Below are 20,264 nucleotides of genomic sequence, written 5' to 3' on the forward strand. Positions count from 1 at the left end.
TCTAAATGTTCATTAGTGAATTGTCACCTATATTCAAAGAATTTATCCAGCATCCAGTCTCATTTGTCGGTGGGTTATTCTCTGGTGTGCTTCGGCTCAATCTTGCAGAAGATCCTGTAAAAAGCTGGCTGGATCAACAGACCCGCTCCAATAGTTACACCAGCATCACAACAGATGCAAATAATGGCAAAGCAAGTGGGCCTCAACAGATTTCGATTGATTAAATTTTTGGGTAATCGCAAATCAGACTAATCTTTTTAGTCGCATACTCCCACACTGTTGCAGTTTAGATGAGATCCCCCCGCCTGCGGCGACCCCCTTAAAAAGGCTACCGTGTATACACAAGTCTAAAGTCGTTGATAAATATCGGTTTTACCCCACCCTAACCCTCCCCTTGGAAAGGGGAGGGAATTAGATTTTCCGGTTTCCCCCCTTTGCAAGGGGGGATTAAGGGGGGTAATTCGACTTGTGTATACACAGTAGCTTAAAAAGGGGGGAAATATCAGAAAAAGCCCCTCTTTTTAAGGGGAGCCAGCGCGGTCTTGGGGTTTCCCCAAGTCGAGCGACTGGCGTGGGTTGGGGGGATATCCGAGAGATAAACATGTTGTGGGAATCCATCACAAAGGAACTTTCCATCTCTTCCACATTAAGGGATACTAAAGCCAGGTAATTAGATAGGCAAGGAAATATGGAATCCCTAACCTCTCGTATGCAGGCGGTACAGTCGCCAATTATTCCTGTGGTTGGGGAACTGATTAAAAAGTCTCCTGGAACAATCTCTCTAGGACAGGGTGTTGTTTATTACAATCCACCACCGGAAGCGATAGAATTTTTACCAAAATTCTTAGCCGAACCCGCTAATAATTTATACAAATCAGTTGAAGGAATTCCCCCGTTGCTGACAGCACTTGCAGAAAAATTGCAAACCTTCAACGGTATTGAAATCAATGGGGAAAACTGTATCGTGGTGACAGCCGGGAGCAATATGGGATTTATGAATGCCATTCTTGCAATAACTGAGCCAGGCGATGAAATTATTCTGAATACGCCCTACTATTTCAACCACGAAATGGCGATCGCAATGGCTGGTTGTCGTGCAGTGTTAGTGGCGACAGATGAAAATTACCAACTGCGCCCAGATGCGATCGCTCAAGCAATTACCCCGAAAACGCGGGCTGTGGTGACAATTTCACCAAATAACCCGACTGGAGTTGTCTATTCAAAAACAGCATTGCAGCAAGTAAATCAAATTTGTGGCGTTCAGCGAAGCTGTGCCGGAGGCACTCGCGGCATTTACCATATCAGCGATGAAGCCTATGAATACTTTACCTATAACGGGGTAAAACATGTTTCCCCTGGTGCATTTGCGAGTAGTAGCGAATACACCATTTCTCTTTTTAGCCTTTCTAAAGCCTACGGTTTTGCCAGTTGGCGCATTGGCTATATGGTGATTCCCAAACACTTATTTGTCTCCATCAAACAAGTCCAGGATACGATTTTGATTTGTCCGCCAGTAATTTCCCAATATGCAGCTTTAGGGGCATTGCAAGCAAAAGCGGAGTATTTACAGAGTCATATAGGTGCGATCGCTCAAGTTCGACAATTAGTACTCGACTCCCTTAACCGCCTACAAGGTTTATGTAGCATTACACCTGCCAATGGCGCTTTCTATTTTTTCCTCAAAGTTAATACTCAGATGAATGCTTTGGAGTTAGTTAAAAGACTAATCCAGGAACATAAAGTAGCAGTTATTCCAGGTACAACCTTTGGTATGGATGACGGATGCTATCTCCGCGTTGCCTACGGTGCGCTGCAAAAAGATACAGCAAAAGATGGTATAGAAAGATTAGTGCAAGGTTTGGAAACTATAGTTACAAGCTAGAAGTTTGTAGAGACGCGATTAATCGCGTCTGTGCAGGAGTTAGGAGTTGATATTTAATTTATGAGAACGTTAGACTGTGTTGGCGTACCTCCTTTACAATTCCAAATATAAATTGAAGAGATGCCAATTATCAATAAGTTAATTGAAATTGAAACTGAATCAAAAATTAATGTTCATAATATAACACCACAAATCCAAGATTTTCTTGCTTCAACATCAATTAAAAATGGACAAGTTTTAGTATTTTCTCGACACACAACCACAGCTTTAGCTATCAACGAAGATGAAGTTAGATTATTAGAAGATATAAAAGTGTTCTTGCAAAAATTAGCACCTGAATCAGACAAATATTTACATAATGACTTGCATTTAAGAGATGTCCCGGAAGATGAACCAATCAATGCCCACTCTCATTTAATGGCAATGATGCTGACAACTAGTGAGATAATTCCCATTGTGGATGGTAAATTAGCTCTAGGAACCTGGCAATCTGTATTGTTTTTTGAGTTGGATGGGCCGCGCAAAAGAACGATATTTTTCCAAATTTCTGGTGAATAATGCAACTTCACACCTATAATCCTCTCAAAACAACCTAAATCTGAGAGAATTACCTACAGTAATTAAAACCCTAAAAAATGTTTTCAAGCATAACCTTCCTTTCCACAAATCAAGACTTTCGTTGTGTTAAAGGCAGACGCAATTAGTGATGAAAAATAACGATAACTTTGTATTACGTAATACTTGGTATTATGCTCTGCCTAGTAATCAGATTAAGCCAGGTATGATGATCAGCCGCATTTTCTTGGGAGAACCGGTGCTGCTAGTCCGCAGCCAGGATGGTAAAGTCTCTGCGATGACAGATATTTGTCCGCATCGTGGTGTGCCCTTGAGTTGTGGTAGATTCAATGGGCAGGAAGTGGAATGCTGTTATCATGGTTGGCGCTTCAACCCGGCTGGACGCTGCACTGCGATTCCATCTCTTGTAGAGGAACAGCAGATGGATTTGAGGCGCTTTGATGTACAGTCATATACAATCCGGGAAGCCCAAGGGAATATCTGGATATATATGGCTGATCCCGATAATCCTCAACCTGCTTCTGAAATAGAGATTCCGGTAATTCCAGGGTTTGGCGATCGCTCTCACCAATTCGTAGAAGTGGTAAAATTCCCTTGTTTTATAGATCATGCGGTAGTGGGCCTGATGGACCCTGCTCATTCACCTTATGTTCATCGCGCTTGGTGGTGGCGAAGTGAAAAACTGCACGAAGAAGTGAAGCAATTCGATGCTTCGCCCTATGGCTTCACAATGCGACGACACCGATTACCAGCAAATGGGGGTCGATTATACTGGCTGATTGGCGGTGGTGTGCCAGAAACGGAGATTTCTTTTCGTTTACCTGGAGTCAGAATCGAAGAAACCACAATTGGCAACCATCGAGTCGTTAATTTAACGGCAGTTACACCAATTTCAGACACAGAAACTGAGGTAACTTTTGCTCTTTACTGGACGCTTCCGTGGGTGGGGTTTTTCAAGCCACTGTTACATGTGCTAGCGCGGACTTTCATTGGCCAAGACCGAACGGTTGTAGAAAAGCAGCAGATTGGTTTGAAATATAATCCCGTGCTGCGACTGATTAAAGACTCAGATATGCAGGCGCAGTGGTATTACCAGTTAAAGCGAGAGTATGCAAAATCTGTCGCTGAAAGACGAGAATTTGTGAATCCTGTCAAGGGTCAGATACTCCGGTGGCGTGCTTAAATTACTCCAAAGTAAATTCTGCAAATTCTTTTTGTCCAAACTGCATATTTCGGTCTATTGCTGACAAAATTTTATTATTGGTGCGTTGGCGCAGCCCGCCGTAGGCATCGCTATTTAAACAGCGACCAACTAACTGTGCGACATCTGCACGATTTATGCTACCAATAATGTGCGGATCTTCAGTTAAAACACCATTACCCGTTGCTGGTTCTGACTTTAGTCCACCAGGACGGATGATTGTATAAGTAAGTCCACTGGCAATTAAGTGTTGTTCAGCTTTGTCTTTCTCAGCTAAAACTTTTCCCAGTACCGCTAAAACTTGGGGTGAGGCAGCAACAACACTATTGCCAGCACCAATGGAAGACACAAGAATAAACTTTTGCACCCCAGCTTTAACTGCTGCATCAATCAAATTTTTATTACCAGGGTAATCGGGTCTTTCTACATCTGATGGTAAACCGCCAATTGTACTGATAACGGTGTGAATCGGTTCATCTGTAAGCATTGCGCGTTCCACATCCTCAATATTCAAGGCATCTCCCAGAACTACCTCAATACCGATTTTTTCTAGTTCATTAGCAACTGCTGTTGTTCTCAGGAGTGCTTTAACTTTTAGCTGTTGTGCTGTGAGATATTGAGCAATTTCTCGACCAACACCGCGACTTGCTCCAGCCAGAAAAATATAAGATGCAGTTGTCATAATAAATTTAACTACTTACGCTCAAAGGATTTTATCAGAGGATTGGCAATAGTTAATAATTGCTCAAGCTCCTGGGATGCTTCTGGCTGGTGGTGAACATAAGTGTCAATAAACAGACCAATAATTTCACTCATCAGCAAACGCAAGTTTTCTTGGGATTGAGTAGCTTCTAAGTCGAGATAGGGTCTAACTGTAGTGGAGTCTGGCTCATCAACTATCGAAAAGTGATTTGCTCCTTCTAAAATTACCAGATAACTATCATTTCGTCCTCCAGTGATTGCTTCTTGGAATGTACGGATGACTGGGGTGGTAGCATCCCCAGGACTTACACCATAGAGTTCACCACTGTTAACCATGAATCCATCACGGGTTCCTCCCATCAGTAGCAGTGGTAGGGAATCTGGTAAAGGCAAGATAGTTCCTGGTTCATACCCTATGGTTAAAATTCCTCTGCTACTTGCGCCATAAGAAAAAGATGCAGCAACTCCAGGGAAAAACCGAGGGTCAGCATTTTCCATAGATACCCTACCACCCGCAGAGTGTCCACCGAGAATGATCCGTTGTAAATCCAACATTCCTGCTAAAACTCCTTGATTTTGTAACTGTTCGAGTTTAGTTAGCAGTGCTGGCAAAGCTGAAGCTGTGGGAGCAGTACGATAATTTGTGGGTTTCATCTTTTCCAAATCAATCCCAGGTGTGAGGCTAATTATGCCTGGTAGACTTTCGGTAATCCAATTAAACAGAACCACTACCAATCCACGTTCAGCCAATTTAACCGCTAGCCATTGGTATTGTTGAGCATCACAGTTAAAGCCGTTGAATAAAATCACTACTGGAAAAGGTGCGTTTTCTGGATTAGCTGGCTCAATTCCGGTACTTTTTTCTAACTGATCCGGTATCTGTGCTGGATAGAGAATTTTCAGGTGAATGGTATCGTAAGGTGACTGGACACCCTCAACTTTGGCAGCTTCAAAAAAAGCACGAACTGTCATCTGTACCTTCCTTACTATGACTTCAAGAAAATCTTCCTCTCAGTGTACAACTGCTCCTCGCAAGCAAAATCTAATGATCTAAAATAGCGAAGTAACTAAGTAGAAGGAAGAAGGTAGCAGTGAAGACGCAATTAATCGCGTCTGTATAAAAGTCAGAAAAATCATTTCAGTGATTGGCATTTTATGTTGAATGATGTTTATCTACTGGTAATTAAAAAATACTAGTACAAGAATTATACTTGCAGCAGATTGCAGTAAGTATCGTAATAACAATTGTGCCAATTTAACAAATAACTTTTCTTTGGATAAATTTATGGCTAAAAAATTTCAACCCAATCTAGAACAATACCAGGATGTCAGATTATCTGCCACCACAAGAATCTGGGTAATTACAGTCGCCATTCTCGGAGTTTGTGTCCCACTATCAGCCGTTACTAGAAGCGGTGCTATTCTTCCTTTAGTTGCAATTGGTGGCGCGGCTGTTGGTACGGTTGCTGTTTGGCGTTCTGATGAGCAAAAATCAAAAACTAACTATTTGCAACAGCAGCAAATAGAACTGTTAGAGCAAAGATTAGCAAATTTAGAAACAATTGTTAGCAGTGATGACTTGAATTTGCAAATGAAAATTAAACAGATTGAAGCAAGGGATACTTTTGGCGGCTCCTCTGATGTAAGTACTACAACCAGACAACCAAAACGCAAAGGTTAAAATAATTCGTAATTCGTAATGGGCTACACTCTAAGCAAACTTATGGCCCAGGCTTTACGTAATTCGTAACTATTATACCGCAAGAGTTTCATTGATTGGGGATGGGTGGTTTACTTTCGCCGTACTGTAGTACGTTATTTTTCTGTGAGTATTTGTTGACTTAACGTTATGGCAACCTTTGAAATCCCTCTCACATTAAACTTTCCTTTGCGGTTATAACTGTTTCTACGGAAACAGTATCTCGTTCTCCATCTCCGTTAGAATTGACTGAGATCATTTAATTCTATATACTTCAACTGCATCAGTTAATGAAATGTCTAAGTACAATAATCTCTATCCTTCCCGGAAGCATCTGCTAATTGCTGTATTTTATTAGACTACTAAGATTACTGTATTTTTAATTAACTAAGGTTATAAACTTGAGTAATTGCATTGGTATAGCTTACCGTAGGTATGCAATAGTTTGCCCCAGGAATGCAGATGGATTGGATTAGCTTACTCAAATCTCAACAAGCTGACTTCCTTCAACGTGTGAAAAAACCTAAAACTTATGACTTATCTTTGCTGGAAAGTCAAGTTAAAGGTTGTCACACTGAAATTATGGCTTTTTGGGGCGAGCCATTGGCTAGACTCCAAGAACTTTCTCGCCAACAAGCAGAAATTCTTGCCAAAAATCCGCCGCCGACGCCACCTGAATATCCTGAACCTCCTGACTGGACGATACCTTTTCCCAAATACTTCCAACAACAAGCCCAAGATTATCTTTTACGGGAGCATATTGTTGACCGGGTGATAACTGAACGCTTAGGAAAATTGGTAAAAAAAGTATCACAAGATACCGTGGAAAACATGGTTTTAGATGATGAGGGAAATTTGTCTAGCGAAAGCAAATTCTCTTATGTATTAAAAGATAATCCTCAGCTAAGTGTTCAAGTTTATGTTGCTGATGGAGAAAGTTTTAATGGTATTAAGAAAAACAAAATTAGGTGGTCGGTTACTCAAGAAGACTTAAGAAAGCACCAAGTATTAATTTTTTTATGTTTGTTTTATCCATCTACAGGTAAGCTAGGATACGACGAAAAACAGAGCATAATTACAGGCTTTTTACCTGCAAATCTAATTGAACTTACTGAACCAAAACTCTACATTAATCCGAGTAACTTGTTGTATGCGGGGGGGGTGAGTTGGTATTTAGAATCACTTATTGGTAAAAAAGACACCTCGCCATTAATTCATGATTTAGCGATCGCAGATACAATACAGACTCTACCATCAGAGCATTGCCTCAAGGATATAGTCGGTGACTGGGAATGCTGGCAGACTTTGCAAGGACACACCAGAGGTATTAATTGCCTAGCTTTCAGTTCCGGGTGTAATAATGGCACTTTACCCATATTGGCAAGTGGTAGTCGAGGAGAAACGAAACTCTGGGATTTAAGCAAGGGTGAATTAATAGATACATTATCAGAGTATCCTTGGGTGATATCTGGGCTGGTGGATGAAGTGAATTCCGTAGCTTTTAGTTCAGATGGACAGACTTTAGTGAGTTGCGGTGCAGATTCCACAATTAAGCTTTGGCATGTAGGCGCTTTAGACTTGATAGATATTTTGCACAAACATAATGGGGTAGTGCGGTGTGCTGCCTTTACCCCAGATGGCAGAATGTTAGCTACAGGCGGAGATGATAGGAAAATTCTGTTTTGGGATTTGATGCAACGTCAGGTTGCGATCGCACTCTCTTTAGATGATACAGCTGCTCATTCCCTAGTTTTAAGTCAAGACGGCGAAACTTTAGTTACAGGTAGTTATCGCAAAATCAAAGTCTGGCGCACCTTACCCCAGACGGGGATAAAAAGTTTAAAGGACGCACAACCACTGCATACCCTTATGGGTCATTCTCACATCGTTCGTTCCTTGGCAATTAGTGCAGATGGTAAAATGCTAGTGAGTGGTAGCTGGGATCAAACCATTAAAGTTTGGCAATTGGAGAGTGGGGAATTACTGCATACTCTGAAAGGACATAGAGATAGAGTATATGCGATCGCATTAAGTCCCGATGGACAAATTATCGCTAGCGGTAGTGCAGATAAAACCATCAAATTATGGCATCTACAAACCGGGGAATTGCTGGGTACGTTTACAGGTCATACTCATATAGTCACAGCATTAGCCTTCACAGCTTCCGGTGAGATGTTAGTTAGCGGGAGTTTGGATAAGACAATTAAAATTTGGCAACGCAGTTAGTAGAGACGCGATTAATCACATCTGTTCATCCATTTTGAACTCCGTTAACAAATCTTTAAACTGTAGTTGATGCGTCATCGGCTGAGACTTAGGGAAGTGTAATCGCATTGACTGATTTGATTTCATTAGACCTGACTTGAAAATAGGGACTGGAGAAGAAATATTTTCATTACTTCGTTGTGAACCGTATTCATGGAGTCTCTTGCAAAAGTGCTTTTTCCAAGAGGGGAAAAAGGACAATACAGAACCTTTCCCCCTTTTCCCGACAAATGCCAAAAAGTCTATTGTCTAATAACCCAAGTATCAAGTTATTACGCAAACGATGAGATCAAAATATAAAGAATATATTAAGCCCAGTGTTTATAACATATCAGTAAGGAAGCGAGAATAAATCAAATTATATTAAGTAATACAAAACGTTTTAAAATCTTTTATAGCAAGGGATTCAGCCCTTATTTGAGAACTAAAATCATCACTACAAACCTTTAATTATTTACGCCGTTCTACTTCCATTTATAAGTTAATAACATAAAGATTATGCGAAGATTTTTCTTAAATTATAGACATACAAGTAATTTTTCGGTATTTAATTTTTATCAGGTTATCTGCATGTTTCCTATTTCCAAGTGTCGAATAATAGATTATTTTTCGTTATTAACACTCATAAAAGATGTTTTAAAATTTCCGAAGGGTATAATTTTGCACTTTTGACTTAAAACAACTCTAAGGAAAATCTAGGTTTTAGCAAAATACTGAGATGTTTTCCTGTGCTGGCACTTGAAAGCAAAAGACCTGAGTTGACAACCGATGGTAACGCCAACGGCAGTGACTTTAGTCGCTCAGGCACAGCCGACTACCTGACTTTGCACCTCATTTAGAAAAGCCGACGAAGAACCCTAACCCTTTCTCGATAGGAGAGAGGGAAATTTAAAATCTCTGTCAGTCATAGGAGGCTACCATGTACACCCAAGTGCCGCAAAGGTTTCAACTCTTTTAGCCCTATAAATATCCAAATTATGGGTGACTTGAAACTCCATTTCTCCCCCTAATTTTAAGACTAGGGCAATGAAAGCAATTTTCAGATGGGATTTCTAAACTTGTGTGTACACCGTAGCTTATGGGAGGGAAGAGATTTTCCAAATACTGGGAAAGTCAGGTATGAAATGAGTATGTAATAAAATATTTTATACCAAAAAAAGGATTGAAGTAACCTTAATGTCTATATTTACCGTAACTAACACCAAGAACAGTGATGCAGGTTCTCTGCGGCAGGCAATTTTAAATGCCAATGCCTTGACAGGAAAAGACATCATCAATTTTGGTGGAATGTTTAACGATGGACTTGCTCATACCATCAGTTTGGCTGGTAGTAGTCTGAGTATCACAGATGACCTTACCATTCAAGGCACAAATCCAGGCTTACTAACTATTAGTGATAATAGTGCTGACCGTATTTTTGACATTGGCAATGGTGTAACTGTTGCAATCAATGGGCTAACTATTACCAATAGCTACAAAGACGCTGGAGGAGGAGCCATCTCCAATCAAGGCATCCTTAATTTGAGCAACACTACCATCACTGGCAATAGTGCGGAAGACGGCGGTGCTATCTTTAATGAGGGCAGCCTATCGGTGAGCAATAGCACCATCACTGGCAATTCGGCGACAAACAACGGTGGCGGCATCTTCAACTCTGGCATTCTATCAGTCGAGAAAAGCACCATTAGTGACAACACTGCATACAGAGAAGGCGGAGGCATTTACAACTATGTTTTCAAGGAGAACGGCGATCGCAATCTAGGCATCGTTACCGTGACTAATAGTACCATTCGTGCCAACACTGCGGAATACGGAGGCGGCGGCATCTTTGGTTACGAATCTGGCACTATAACGGTGAGTAAGAGCCTCATCAGTGATAATAGTGTCAACTTCAGGTCTAACTACTACGGCGGCGGCGGCATCTTTAGTTCTGGCATCCTATCAGTGGATAAGAGTAGCATCATTGGCAACACTGCGGAATACGGCGGCGGTATCTTTGGGATCTACGAAGGCGCTATAACCGTGAGTAAGAGTCTCATTAGTAGCAATAACGCCAGTAACGGTGGCGGCATCTACAGCAGTGTTACTCTCTCAGTAAATGATAGTGCCATTAGTCGCAACACTGCGGAATATGGTGGTGGTATCTATGACGGTATCAGTCTTGATCAGGGTGATGGCACTATAACCGTCAATAACAGCCTCATTAGTGACAATTCGGCAGGTATAAACGGCTCCGGTGGTGGTATCTATGTTAGCGGCAATACAATTGGCGACACTACAATCGGCAGCACTATAACCGTGAATAATAGTCTCATCAGTGAAAACCACGGCTACTTAGGCGGCGGTATCTACAACGAAGGCACTATAACCGTGAGTAACAGCACCATTAGTAAAAACTATGCAAAATACGGCGGCGCCATCTATAACCCAGGCTTTATCATTCCCGGTTATCATAGCCCAGATGTACTAGTATATGGCAGCATTACGGTAGAGAATAGCACTATAAAATACAATAAGGCTACTACTGGAGGTGGGATATATAATCAGGGCGCCCTATCGGTAAGTAACAGTAGCATTAGTAATAACTATGCCAGAGATTACGGTGGCGGCATCTACAACGAGCCGTTAGGAATTGTTGCCGTGGACTATAGCACTATTAGCGGCAATCAAGCACACTTTGGCGCTGGCATCTATAATACTGCCACCCTAACAGTGGGAAATAGCACTATCAAACACAATAAAGCTTTTGGGATCGAACTCAGTTCTGGTAGTTACGAGTCTGGACATGGTGGCGGTATTTACAACTTAAGCCCTGGCACTACTACACTGGACTACAGCACCGTTCATTGTAACTTTGACACCCCACGAAAGAATTCAACTAAGGTTATCAAGCTTGATAATGTCATAAGTAAATTAATCACTAAAGCTTCATGCGTCAAAGTTTAAAACGATATTCTTTTTATCAATTTGTAATTATTTTTAATTTCAAACTACCAAACTTGTATGCTGCTTGGAGCGTTTCCGATCGCCTGAAACTGGGTATTGGTATTAACGTTCCTTTTGGGCTATCTAGTAAATACGATAGTAACTGGGTTGGACGTTACCAGGCAGTCGAGTCTAAACTCACTACTATTAATATTAATCCCACTGTCGCAGGCGTGGATATCGTTGGCTTACAAGTAAGCTGGCAATTTTAACTTGGGCTGTGAGTATTTTCTGATCAATCTTAATTCTTATTCTAGGTAGGGATACTAACTACAGCTTTACCTAAATTCGTCTCGTATTTTTGAAACCTTTAATTTAACTTATCAAAACAAAATAAAAAAACTTGCCTTTTCGGCTTGTCTTACCAGATTCCTGAAAGCGAAATTGGGCAAAATAGTGCTACAGAATTAGGGTTAGCTTTGGTGAAGAAACTAGTGCAATATCTCTGAGGCACAATTGAAGTCACAAGCAGTCAGTTAGGTCTGGATAGGTTTTACAATCTGTCTGCCATTAACAGCATTGAAGTGAACGGCGTTATACTTGAACTCGCATTCATAATTTGATTTAAAAAATATTGCGACAAAATAAGAACTTATGAAATCTAAAGCTTTAGAAAAACTTAGAGTAATGATTCCAAATGTACTTATTTTACTGTGACATTAGCGATCGCACCTTAATTAAAATAAAACTATGAAAATCCCCGAATTATTACTTGATTCCATGCTCTCCTGCACAACGATGCCCTGCACCAACGAATTGACACGACTCAAAGCAGTGTATCAGTTTCAGGGTTTGGATACTGTACCCGATCGGGCATTAGATGACTTGACAGAACTAGCAGCTGATTTGTGTCAAACTCCAATGGCACTGGTGAGTTTTGTCGGAGCCGATCGTCAGTTGGTTAAGTCTAAGGTGGGAATCACATTAACAGAAATTCGCCGAGACCTCACTTTTTGTAACTACACTATTCGCCAGCCAGATGTATTTATGATTCCAGATACCTTGGCTGATCCCCGCTTTGCCACCAATCCCTTCGTTATAAATTCTCCTAATATCCGATTTTATGCCGGAGTCCCCCTGGTAACAACTGGTGGTTGTGTCCTGGGTACACTCTGCGTCATGGACTTTGAACCGGGCGATCTGAGCCAAAAACAACAGAAAGGATTGCAGACACTCAGCCATCAAGTAGTAGCGCAATTGGAGCTAAAGCGCAACACCACAAAGCTGCGTCAAATGATCCCGGAAATCAAACAACTAAAACAGCAATTGATTACTCAGGAATTGGTTGGTCAACAAGATTCAATTCTGTTTAATCTGGCAAATCAAATTCGTAATTCTCTGGATCTGGATACGATTTTACAAACGGCGGTGAATGAGATTCATAGTCTGTTGCAAGCCGATCGCTGTGACTTTGTGTGGTGTCTACCCAACAAAGATCACTTCAACTTTATGGTGACTCACGAAGCGACTAATCCAGAGATCCAGATGGCACTAGGGGAACTTTCCCTTGGGCATGGCTCCGTTCTAGCAGAAACTATCTTAAATCTAGATATGCTACGAATAGAGGATGTTTCTACTACCTCAGAAGCACTCACCTCGGACGATCGCACCTTGCTGCATCAACTAGCAGTAACCTCGGTGCTGTTGCTGCCACTCAGAACCCATTCTGGTCAATTGGGTGCTATTGTTTGTCATCACTGTCGCGGTTCGCGCCAATGGACTGATAGCGAAGTCCGGTTACTCAAAGCTGTCACCGATCAAGTAGCGATCGCTCTCGATCAAGCAGAACTATTTGCCCAAACCCGAGCAACCGCCTTTGCCGCTCAAACTCAAGCCACCTATCTGGGGAACGCACTGAGCCAGTTGCAGCAAACTCAAATGCAACTAGTACAGCAAGAGAAGATGTCAAGCCTGGGACAATTGGTAGCCGGAGTTGCCCACGAAATCAACAACCCAGTCAACTTTATTAACGGTAATATTGCTTATGCAAGCAACTATGTTCGGGATTTACTAGAACTATTGCATCTTTATCAGGCTACCTATCCCAATGGAACTGATGTTATTCAGGAAAAGATAGAGACTATCGATCTTGATTTCTTGATGCAAGATTTGCCTAATTTATTGTCGTCGATGCAAATGGGTGGAGAACGAATTCGGCAAATTGTCCTATCTCTGCGGAACTTCTCGCGCCTGGATGAAGCCGAGATGAAACCTGTAGATATCCATGAAGGGATTGACAACACGTTGTTAATTTTGAAGAGTCGCTTGAAATTAACCAGTGCCAAGTTTGAGATTCAAGTGATTAAAGCATACGAAAATTTACCGCCTGTTGATTGTTATGCGGGGCAATTGAATCAAGTATTTATGAATCTTTTGGGTAATGCGATCGATGCCTTAGATGAAACGCCTAATCCGATCATTACCATTCAAACAGAACTCATTAGTAGAGAATCGGGTAGTTCTGATCTATCCCAACTCTCCCACGCAGATAGTGTAGTGATTCGGATTCGAGATAACGGTTCTGGCATGACAGAAACAACTCAACAAAAATTGTTCAATCCATTCTTCACCACCAAACCGGTCGGCAAAGGAACCGGACTAGGACTGTCCATCAGCTATCAAATTGTAGTTGAAAAACATGGCGGCATTTTAAAATGCTCCTCAGAACTTGGGAAAGGCAGCGAGTTCTGGATTCAAATTCCGGTTGAGCCTCTGGTTAAAAGTACTTGAAACGTGTAACTCACCATTCGTGTAATCGAGAATGGATTTGATGAAATCAGGGATCAGTAAAAAAGTATGTGCTAATTAAAACTTGAGTTTGAGATGTTACCCAAGGGTGAGGGACATTATACATCATAAATTTTTGTTGCAAATACTACGGCCTATAGGTAGCGTAAAGTGGACAATTTGACAATCTTTAATACTCAAACTACTTGGCGTATAGTCATAATCTGTCCGCACGCAACAAGAACGCAAGACACTTAGTATATGGTTCGAGAACTCGAAAGAAAACGCCAGAGTGCAAAGTTTCCCGAAACTGCACCGGCTGCTAATCCCGTATTTTTTAGAACCTATAGCCGCCGCACAAAGGCGGGACTAAGGGAAACATGGGATGAAGTATGCGATCGCACTCTACTCGGCTTAGTCGAGTTGGGAAAGCTAACTCAAGAAGAAGCTGCCATACTGGATAAGATGCAGCGTAACTTGAAAGCTATGCCCAGTGGACGCTGGCTATGGGTTGGTGGTACTGACTGGATAACTAAACCAAAGAATTTTTCTGGGGCATATAATTGCACCTCTACCAATCTCGAAGACTGGAGTGCCTTCGGGTTAATGATGGATTTGGCAATGATGGGCTGTGGTACTGGAGCCGTCATAGAACCACAGTTTATTAACCACTTGCCCCCCATCCGTAATCAACTGAATGTTACTGTACAAGGCGAAATTGGCAGCACTCCTGTCCAACAACGACGTGAATATACTGAAACTCATATAGAAGGGAATAACGTCACTATTCACGTTGGAGATAGTCGTGAAGGTTGGGTTGAATCATATCAAGCCCTATTAGAACTCTCCACTAATGAACGATTTTCAGCAGAAGTTGAAGTATTAGTTGACATCAGTGATGTCCGGAAAGCAGGAGAAACTCTCAATGGCTTCGGAGGAGTTGCTAATCCTGTTAAATTACCCGGACTTTATCAGCGTTGTGCTTCCATCCTGAGTAAAGCTGTAGGACGACAATTAAATTCAGTTGAATGCTGTCTATTAATTGATCAAGCTGCTGTAACAATTGTTGCAGGCAATATCCGAAGAAGCGCGGGGATGCGTCAGTTTATTGCTGATGATGAACAAGGAGCCACCGCCAAAGATAATTTATGGCAACAAGATGAAAGTGGCAACTGGCGAATTGATCCAGAGCGTGATGCACTCAGGATGGCAAACCACACCAGAGTTTTTCACCGCAAGCCAACCTTAGAAGAATGTTTGAATGCTGTTCGCAAACAATATTATAGTGGCGAGGGAGCAATTCAATGGGCTGGTGAGGCTGTAGCGCGATCAAACATTGATTTGCTGCCAACACAATCTGACAAAGTTAATTTTTTGCAAGCTTATGAACAAGGAACAGCAAAACAGTGGTTACAGGAACGCTATCCAAATATTGATGCTGATGAGCTAGAACATCGTTTAGCTCGTTATGGGCTAAATCCGTGTGGTAAGTGATTTTGCCTCACGTTAAAAACCTCGCAAAAACGGGGAAAGCTGAGATGCTAATCCCGTGGTAATCAAAGGAACTAAAAAGCCTTTGACACCGTACAGCGTAGAGAGTGAAACTAGATTACATCAAAAATTGGTGTCTAGAATATAATCTTTCCAAGAGTGCGGGGACGGATGTGAAAAACACTTTTATTATCTAAAGTCACATCTGCAAAAGGTACGCGGAGCTACTGCGAATAATTAAGCAGTAGAACTAGGGGATAAAAAGCCTCTAGGATAACAAATCTGGAAATCATCGGTAGTAACTTCCACTGCAATTTGTCAGAGGTTCACCTCAATCAAATTGACCCACGTAACTATAAAGAACAAGAGGAAGCTTTCACTGCTGGAGCGTTATCTGTAGCAGCACTTTTAAATCACAAATTCTTGGAACCACGCTATCAATACAGCCGTGAATTAGACCCGATTGTAGGAGTTTCTTTTACAGGCTTATTTGATTTCTTTGTCCATGCTTTTGGTGTTGATTGGCTGCGCTGGTGGGAAGCCGGAAGACCTGCAACTCCACAAGGATTAGCTTTCAAGCGTGAGGAAGAAAAATATCTAAGTTCTTGGAGAGATATTGTACATCGGGTAGTTTGGGATTATTGCGATCGCCACAATTTCAAGCGTCCAAATCGTTGCACTACAGTTCAACCCAGTGGCACGAAGGCATTATTAACTAACGCTAGTTCAGGATGGCATCCCCCCAAAGCGCAAAGATTTATTCGCCGTATCACCTTTGGCAAAAATGACCCAGTAGCCTTAGCTTGTATTGACTACGGTTACAACGTCATTCCCTCGCAATCAGATAAAGATGAACAGGGCAATTTGCTCAACGATCCCTTTGATCCACGGGTGAGTGAATGGTTAGTAGAAATCCCTATTTCTGTATCTTGGGCTGATTTACCAGGTGCTGATGAAATTGATGTTTCTAAGTTTTCAGTCTTAGCCCAATTTGATTTTGTCCTCCAGGTTCAACGTTGGTATGTAACTCACAACACATCAGCAACTTTAGAACTTCGTTCTGATGAAATCGAACCTTTAGGACAGCGCATCTACGAAACTATCCAGAATGATGAAGGATATATTTCAGCCGCTCTTTTAGCTCGTTTTGATGATTTACAATCATTCCCACGTTTGCCATTTGAACCGATAGATAAAACAACTTACGATCGCTTAAATCAAGAGGTGAAAGCACGGCGCAAAACTGATGATTTCTGTGCAGTCTTAAGCCGCTACGATTTAGGCGAAATGTCAGAGGCTGGCCCTAGTGGTTGTGACTCTGATAAGTGTATGTTTCCCGATCAGCAACCAAGCTCATAAGGCGAAATGACTATCAATTTAGAGTAGAGCTATTTCGTTCTAAACCTAAACCGCCCAGAACTAAAGTTCCGGGCTAATAGCTTAAGTCCACTAAAGTGGACTAAAAGCCTTTCTTAGTCGTCTAAAGACGACTTTTGCTATTAGCCTCAGAATTTATTCTGAGGCGGGCTAGATGAGAATGAAATAGCCCTGTATATAATCTTTGGCAAAAGGAGTCCGCCAATGAAAGCTTACGAAATTCAAAGCAACGCTGGGATTGATGCCCTCGCATTAGTCGATCGCCCTGAACCAAAACCAACTGCGGGACAAGTTCTCATTCAAGTCAAAGCAACATCCCTGAATTACCGCGATTTGCTCGTCGCTGAGGGTGCTTACGGCGCTGGACAGAAATATCCCTTAATTCCCCTATCTGACGGCGCAGGGGAAGTTGTGGCGGTGGGGGAGGGTGTGACACGCGTAAAAGTAGGCGATCGCGTCGCTGGTATTTTCTTCCAAGACTGGATTTATAGCTCTTTAACCAAAGAGAAAATGAAATCCGATTTAGGAGGCGGTATCAATGGAATGCTAGCTGAGTATGTCGTATTACACCAAGATGGTTTAGTAATATTACCTGACTACTTATCCTATATTGAAGGCGCAACTTTACCCTGTGCAGCAGTCACAGCTTGGCATGGGCTGGTGACAAAAGGTAATATTCGCGCAGGTGATAGTATTTTATTACTTGGTACTGGAGGAGTTTCGATTTTTGCTCTCCAGTTCGCCAAGATACACGGTGCTAGAGCAATTATTACTTCCAGCAGTGATGAGAAATTGGCACGAGGTAAACAGCTTGGTGCTGACGAAATAATTAATTACAAAACAACACCAGATTGGGAAAAGCAAGTTTACCAATTGACTAATCGTACAGGTGTAGATCATGTAGTTGAGGTAGGCGGTGCAGGTACTCTGCCAAAATCACTACAAGCAATCCGTATTGGAGGACGTATTAGCTTGATTGGCGTATTATCAGGTAGAGGAAGTGAAATTGACCCCATGCCAATACTTTTTAAGAGCTTAACAGTTCAGGGCATTTATGTTGGTAGTCGGGAAATGTTTGAGGCGATGAATCAGGCAATGCAACAACATCAAATCAAACCGATTATTGATCGAGTTTTCCCCTTTACTGAAGCACGAGAAGCTTATCATTACCTCAAAAGCGCGGCTCACTTCGGTAAAATCGTAATTTGTAATTCATAATTCGTTCTTATGCTTTGCATGGGAATGTCTATCAGGAGCTTCATTAAAACGGACTATAACCTTTTCTCAGTCGTCTTTAAACTACTTTCGCTATTACACTCAGAATGAATTCTGAGGCGGGCTATTTTGCTATGCAATTTCTATTATTTTGCTCTCAACTTTTAGATAGCTGATAGATGCTTTAGCAGTTTATACCAACTTTTTTGATATACATCAGAATTTATTTGCTACTGTAAATCTTTAAATTTAATTATGTTATATTATAAATATAAAAATCTAATTTTTTATTAAAATATTTTTGGGAAATACACCTTTTGACATATTTAGGATAAAATTCTTGATTTTTCTCCTTATGCCGCTAGTTGCCTTTTCTAGAAACGGCTATACTTAGGGGAATCCCAATGTCACTAAACAAAAATGCCTTTGAGCAACCAGCAAATCATTTGCTAGCAGCTTTGCCAGTCAGTGATTATGAGCGTCTTATTCCCCATTTAAAGCTAGTTACGCTTTCAAATCGGCAAGTACTTTACCAACCTGGCGAACCGATCATACAAGTCTATTTTCCTAATAAAGCAGTGGTTTCTATAATCACTACTATGGAAGATGGCTCGACTGTGGAAGCTGGTTTAGTAAGTAATGAAGGCATGGTGGGTATCCCGGTAATTTTAGGAGACGACACTACAACCACAACAGCATCTGTGCAGATTCCAGACAGTGCTATGCAAATGGATGCGGATATACTCAGAAGCGAATTCAATCGGGGTACAGCCCTTAAAAGCTTGCTGCTGCGCTATGTGCAAAGTATGTACACTCAAATAGCACAAGGAGTTGCTTGCAACCGTCTTCATAAACTAGAGACGCGGCTAGCTCGGTGGCTGCTAACAGTTTCTGAACGTCTGGAATCAGACGAGTTTCCGCTTACCCAAGAATTTATCTCACAGATGCTGGGTGTACGTCGCCCTGGTGTCACCGAAGCAGCTAACATCCTCAGCCAAGCCGGAATCATCAGCTACCACCGTGGTCAGATTAACATCTTGAATCGAGAGGCTTTAGAAAAAACTTCCTGCGAATGTTATCAGATTATAGAAGATGAATATGTCCGTTTATTGGGTAATAAGTCCAAAAAACGGCCAAAATAATTTTTTTGAAACTGCTATGTACGAAACCGTACAGACTTTAGCAAGTGTGTTTATTTAATATTTTTGATATTATCCCCGTGTTTCTTTAGCGAATACACCTTTTGACATTAGGATCAGAACCTTATCCTTTCCTTGTGCCCTGAGTTGGCTTTTCTAAAGTCACTTACTTTAAGGAGAGTGACTTCTAATGTCATTAGATAAAAGCCTTTTTCAACAACCAGCAAATAAGCTGCTGGCAAGTTTGCCAGCGACTGATTATGAAGGTCTTGTAGCCTATCTAAAGCTAGTTCCGCTCCCAATTGGGCAAATCCTTTACGAAGCAGCCGAACCTATCACACAGGTTTATTTTCCTCATAAGGCAATGGTTTCTATAGTTACCACTATGGAAGATGGCTCAACGGCGGAAGTTGGGATAGTAAGTAATGAAGGCATGGTGGGTATCCCAGTAATTTTAGGAGATAACATCACAACCACAACAGCCTTTGTGCAGATTTCGGGCACTGCTATGCAGATAAATGCAGATGTCCTGAGAGCCGAGTTCAATCGGGGCGGAGCTATTCAAAGCGTACTGCTGCGCTACGTGCAAGCTGTATACTCTGAACTGGCGCAAGGTGCTGCCTGTAACGGTCTCCATACAATAGAGGAACGGCTGGCTCGCTGGCTACTGACAGTCTCTGACCGTCTGGAATCAGAAAATTTTCCACTCACGCAAGAATTTATCTCCCAAATGCTGGGTGTACGTCGTTCCAGTGTGACAGTAGCGGCTAGCACCCTGAGCCGAGCCGGAATGATCACCTACCAACGTGGTCATATTAGGATTATGAACCGAAAGGATTTGGAAGCAACTTCCTGCGAATGTCATCAAGTCATACAAAAGGAATTTGCTCGGTTACTGGGCTTCAGCCCAGTAACCGAGCCGAATAATTTTTTTAAGTTATACGTGCGAAACCGGACAGACTGGCAAAACTAACTTGATTTAAAGTAATATGATCTAATTTCTCT

14 protein-coding genes and 2 pseudogenes are annotated in these 20,264 nt (G+C 41.7%); 14 read left to right on the forward strand and 2 right to left on the reverse strand.

All coding sequences use genetic code 11. The annotated features are described in order from the left end of the window. Window positions 1-5: 5 nt before the first annotated feature. The 4 genes from RMY00_RS18490 (at window position 6) to RMY00_RS18505 (ending at window position 3,641) form a co-directional block, all read left to right on the forward strand. Window positions 6-224, forward strand: coding sequence for a hypothetical protein (locus RMY00_RS18490; protein ID WP_100900927.1), 219 nt, complete (start codon window positions 6-8; stop codon window positions 222-224). Between the two features lie 464 nt (window positions 225-688). Then, window positions 689-1,882, forward strand: a complete 1,194-nt coding sequence (locus RMY00_RS18495; protein ID WP_322648929.1) for a pyridoxal phosphate-dependent aminotransferase — start codon at window positions 689-691, stop codon at window positions 1,880-1,882. A 120-nt stretch (window positions 1,883-2,002) separates the two neighbouring features. Beyond that, window positions 2,003-2,440: a secondary thiamine-phosphate synthase enzyme YjbQ gene (locus RMY00_RS18500; RefSeq protein WP_322648930.1), complete on the forward strand. Its 438-nt coding sequence runs from the start codon at window positions 2,003-2,005 to the stop codon at window positions 2,438-2,440. Window positions 2,441-2,588: 148 nt separating this feature from the next. Then, window positions 2,589-3,641, forward strand: a complete 1,053-nt coding sequence (locus tag RMY00_RS18505; RefSeq protein ID WP_322648931.1) for an aromatic ring-hydroxylating dioxygenase subunit alpha — start codon at window positions 2,589-2,591, stop codon at window positions 3,639-3,641. A gap of 1 nt (window position 3,642) precedes the next feature. On the opposite strand, the gene RMY00_RS18510 is transcribed toward RMY00_RS18505, so the two are convergent. After that, window positions 3,643-4,341, reverse strand: a complete 699-nt coding sequence (locus RMY00_RS18510; RefSeq protein ID WP_322648932.1) for an SDR family oxidoreductase — start codon at window positions 4,339-4,341, stop codon at window positions 3,643-3,645. Window positions 4,342-4,352: 11 nt separating this feature from the next. Further along, on the reverse strand, window positions 4,353-5,333 hold the full coding sequence (locus tag RMY00_RS18515; RefSeq protein ID WP_322648933.1) for a dienelactone hydrolase: 981 nt from the start codon (window positions 5,331-5,333) through the stop codon (window positions 4,353-4,355). 313 nt (window positions 5,334-5,646) lie between these two features. Here RMY00_RS18515 and RMY00_RS18520 point away from each other — a divergent pair, with 313 nt between their 5' ends. The 10 genes and pseudogenes from RMY00_RS18520 (at window position 5,647) to RMY00_RS18565 (ending at window position 20,232) form a co-directional block, all read left to right on the forward strand. Then, window positions 5,647-6,042 carry a hypothetical protein gene (locus RMY00_RS18520; protein WP_322648934.1) on the forward strand — a complete coding sequence of 132 codons (396 nt, stop codon included), beginning with the start codon at window positions 5,647-5,649 and terminating at the stop codon, window positions 6,040-6,042. 480 nt (window positions 6,043-6,522) lie between these two features. Continuing rightward, window positions 6,523-8,286, forward strand: a complete 1,764-nt coding sequence (locus RMY00_RS18525) for a WD40 repeat domain-containing protein (RefSeq protein ID WP_322648935.1) — start codon at window positions 6,523-6,525, stop codon at window positions 8,284-8,286. A gap of 1,215 nt (window positions 8,287-9,501) precedes the next feature. After that, window positions 9,502-11,271 (forward strand): beta strand repeat-containing protein, encoded by a 1,770-nt coding sequence (locus RMY00_RS18530; protein ID WP_322648936.1) that lies wholly within the window; start codon window positions 9,502-9,504, stop codon window positions 11,269-11,271. Further along, window positions 11,256-11,522 carry an outer membrane protein transport protein gene (locus RMY00_RS18535; protein ID WP_322648937.1) on the forward strand — a complete coding sequence of 89 codons (267 nt, stop codon included), beginning with the start codon at window positions 11,256-11,258 and terminating at the stop codon, window positions 11,520-11,522. The genes RMY00_RS18530 and RMY00_RS18535 overlap by 16 nt, the downstream gene beginning before the upstream one ends. Before the next feature lie 478 nt (window positions 11,523-12,000). Next, window positions 12,001-14,040 (forward strand): GAF domain-containing protein, encoded by a 2,040-nt coding sequence (locus tag RMY00_RS18540; protein WP_322648938.1) that lies wholly within the window; start codon window positions 12,001-12,003, stop codon window positions 14,038-14,040. Between the two features lie 258 nt (window positions 14,041-14,298). Next, window positions 14,299-15,528: pseudogene (nrdJ, locus tag RMY00_RS18545) on the forward strand (ribonucleoside-triphosphate reductase, adenosylcobalamin-dependent); the annotation flags it as partial. A gap of 285 nt (window positions 15,529-15,813) precedes the next feature. Then, window positions 15,814-16,887, forward strand: a pseudogene (gene nrdJ / locus RMY00_RS18550) (ribonucleoside-triphosphate reductase, adenosylcobalamin-dependent); the annotation flags it as partial. A gap of 222 nt (window positions 16,888-17,109) precedes the next feature. After that, window positions 17,110-18,123: an NAD(P)-dependent alcohol dehydrogenase gene (locus tag RMY00_RS18555; protein ID WP_322648939.1), complete on the forward strand. Its 1,014-nt coding sequence runs from the start codon at window positions 17,110-17,112 to the stop codon at window positions 18,121-18,123. A gap of 401 nt (window positions 18,124-18,524) precedes the next feature. Beyond that, the gene (locus RMY00_RS18560) at window positions 18,525-19,262 is read left to right on the forward strand and encodes a Crp/Fnr family transcriptional regulator (protein WP_322648940.1); all 738 of its coding nucleotides are present in this window, start codon (window positions 18,525-18,527) and stop codon (window positions 19,260-19,262) included. A gap of 187 nt (window positions 19,263-19,449) precedes the next feature. Next, window positions 19,450-20,232, forward strand: coding sequence for a Crp/Fnr family transcriptional regulator (locus RMY00_RS18565; RefSeq protein WP_322648941.1), 783 nt, complete (start codon window positions 19,450-19,452; stop codon window positions 20,230-20,232). Window positions 20,233-20,264 lie beyond the last annotated feature (32 nt).

The sequence above is a fragment of the Nostoc sp. ChiVER01 genome, assembly GCF_034531155.1.
Taxonomy (GTDB): domain Bacteria; phylum Cyanobacteriota; class Cyanobacteriia; order Cyanobacteriales; family Nostocaceae; genus Nostoc.

Coding starts and splice junctions, on each gene's coding strand:
- RMY00_RS18495 (WP_322648929.1), top strand. CDS start 689: ATGGAATCCCTAACCTCTCGTATGCAGGCGGTACAGTCGCCAATTATT.
- RMY00_RS18530 (WP_322648936.1), top strand. CDS start 9,502: ATGTCTATATTTACCGTAACTAACACCAAGAACAGTGATGCAGGTTCT.
- RMY00_RS18535 (WP_322648937.1), top strand. CDS start 11,256: ATGCGTCAAAGTTTAAAACGATATTCTTTTTATCAATTTGTAATTATT.
- RMY00_RS18540 (WP_322648938.1), top strand. CDS start 12,001: ATGAAAATCCCCGAATTATTACTTGATTCCATGCTCTCCTGCACAACG.
- RMY00_RS18500 (WP_322648930.1), top strand. CDS start 2,003: ATGCCAATTATCAATAAGTTAATTGAAATTGAAACTGAATCAAAAATT.
- RMY00_RS18510 (WP_322648932.1), bottom strand. CDS start 4,341: ATGACAACTGCATCTTATATTTTTCTGGCTGGAGCAAGTCGCGGTGTT.
- RMY00_RS18565 (WP_322648941.1), top strand. CDS start 19,450: ATGTCATTAGATAAAAGCCTTTTTCAACAACCAGCAAATAAGCTGCTG.
- RMY00_RS18525 (WP_322648935.1), top strand. CDS start 6,523: ATGGATTGGATTAGCTTACTCAAATCTCAACAAGCTGACTTCCTTCAA.
- RMY00_RS18560 (WP_322648940.1), top strand. CDS start 18,525: ATGTCACTAAACAAAAATGCCTTTGAGCAACCAGCAAATCATTTGCTA.
- RMY00_RS18490 (WP_100900927.1), top strand. CDS start 6: ATGTTCATTAGTGAATTGTCACCTATATTCAAAGAATTTATCCAGCAT.
- RMY00_RS18520 (WP_322648934.1), top strand. CDS start 5,647: ATGGCTAAAAAATTTCAACCCAATCTAGAACAATACCAGGATGTCAGA.
- RMY00_RS18555 (WP_322648939.1), top strand. CDS start 17,110: ATGAAAGCTTACGAAATTCAAAGCAACGCTGGGATTGATGCCCTCGCA.
- RMY00_RS18515 (WP_322648933.1), bottom strand. CDS start 5,333: ATGACAGTTCGTGCTTTTTTTGAAGCTGCCAAAGTTGAGGGTGTCCAG.
- RMY00_RS18505 (WP_322648931.1), top strand. CDS start 2,589: ATGAAAAATAACGATAACTTTGTATTACGTAATACTTGGTATTATGCT.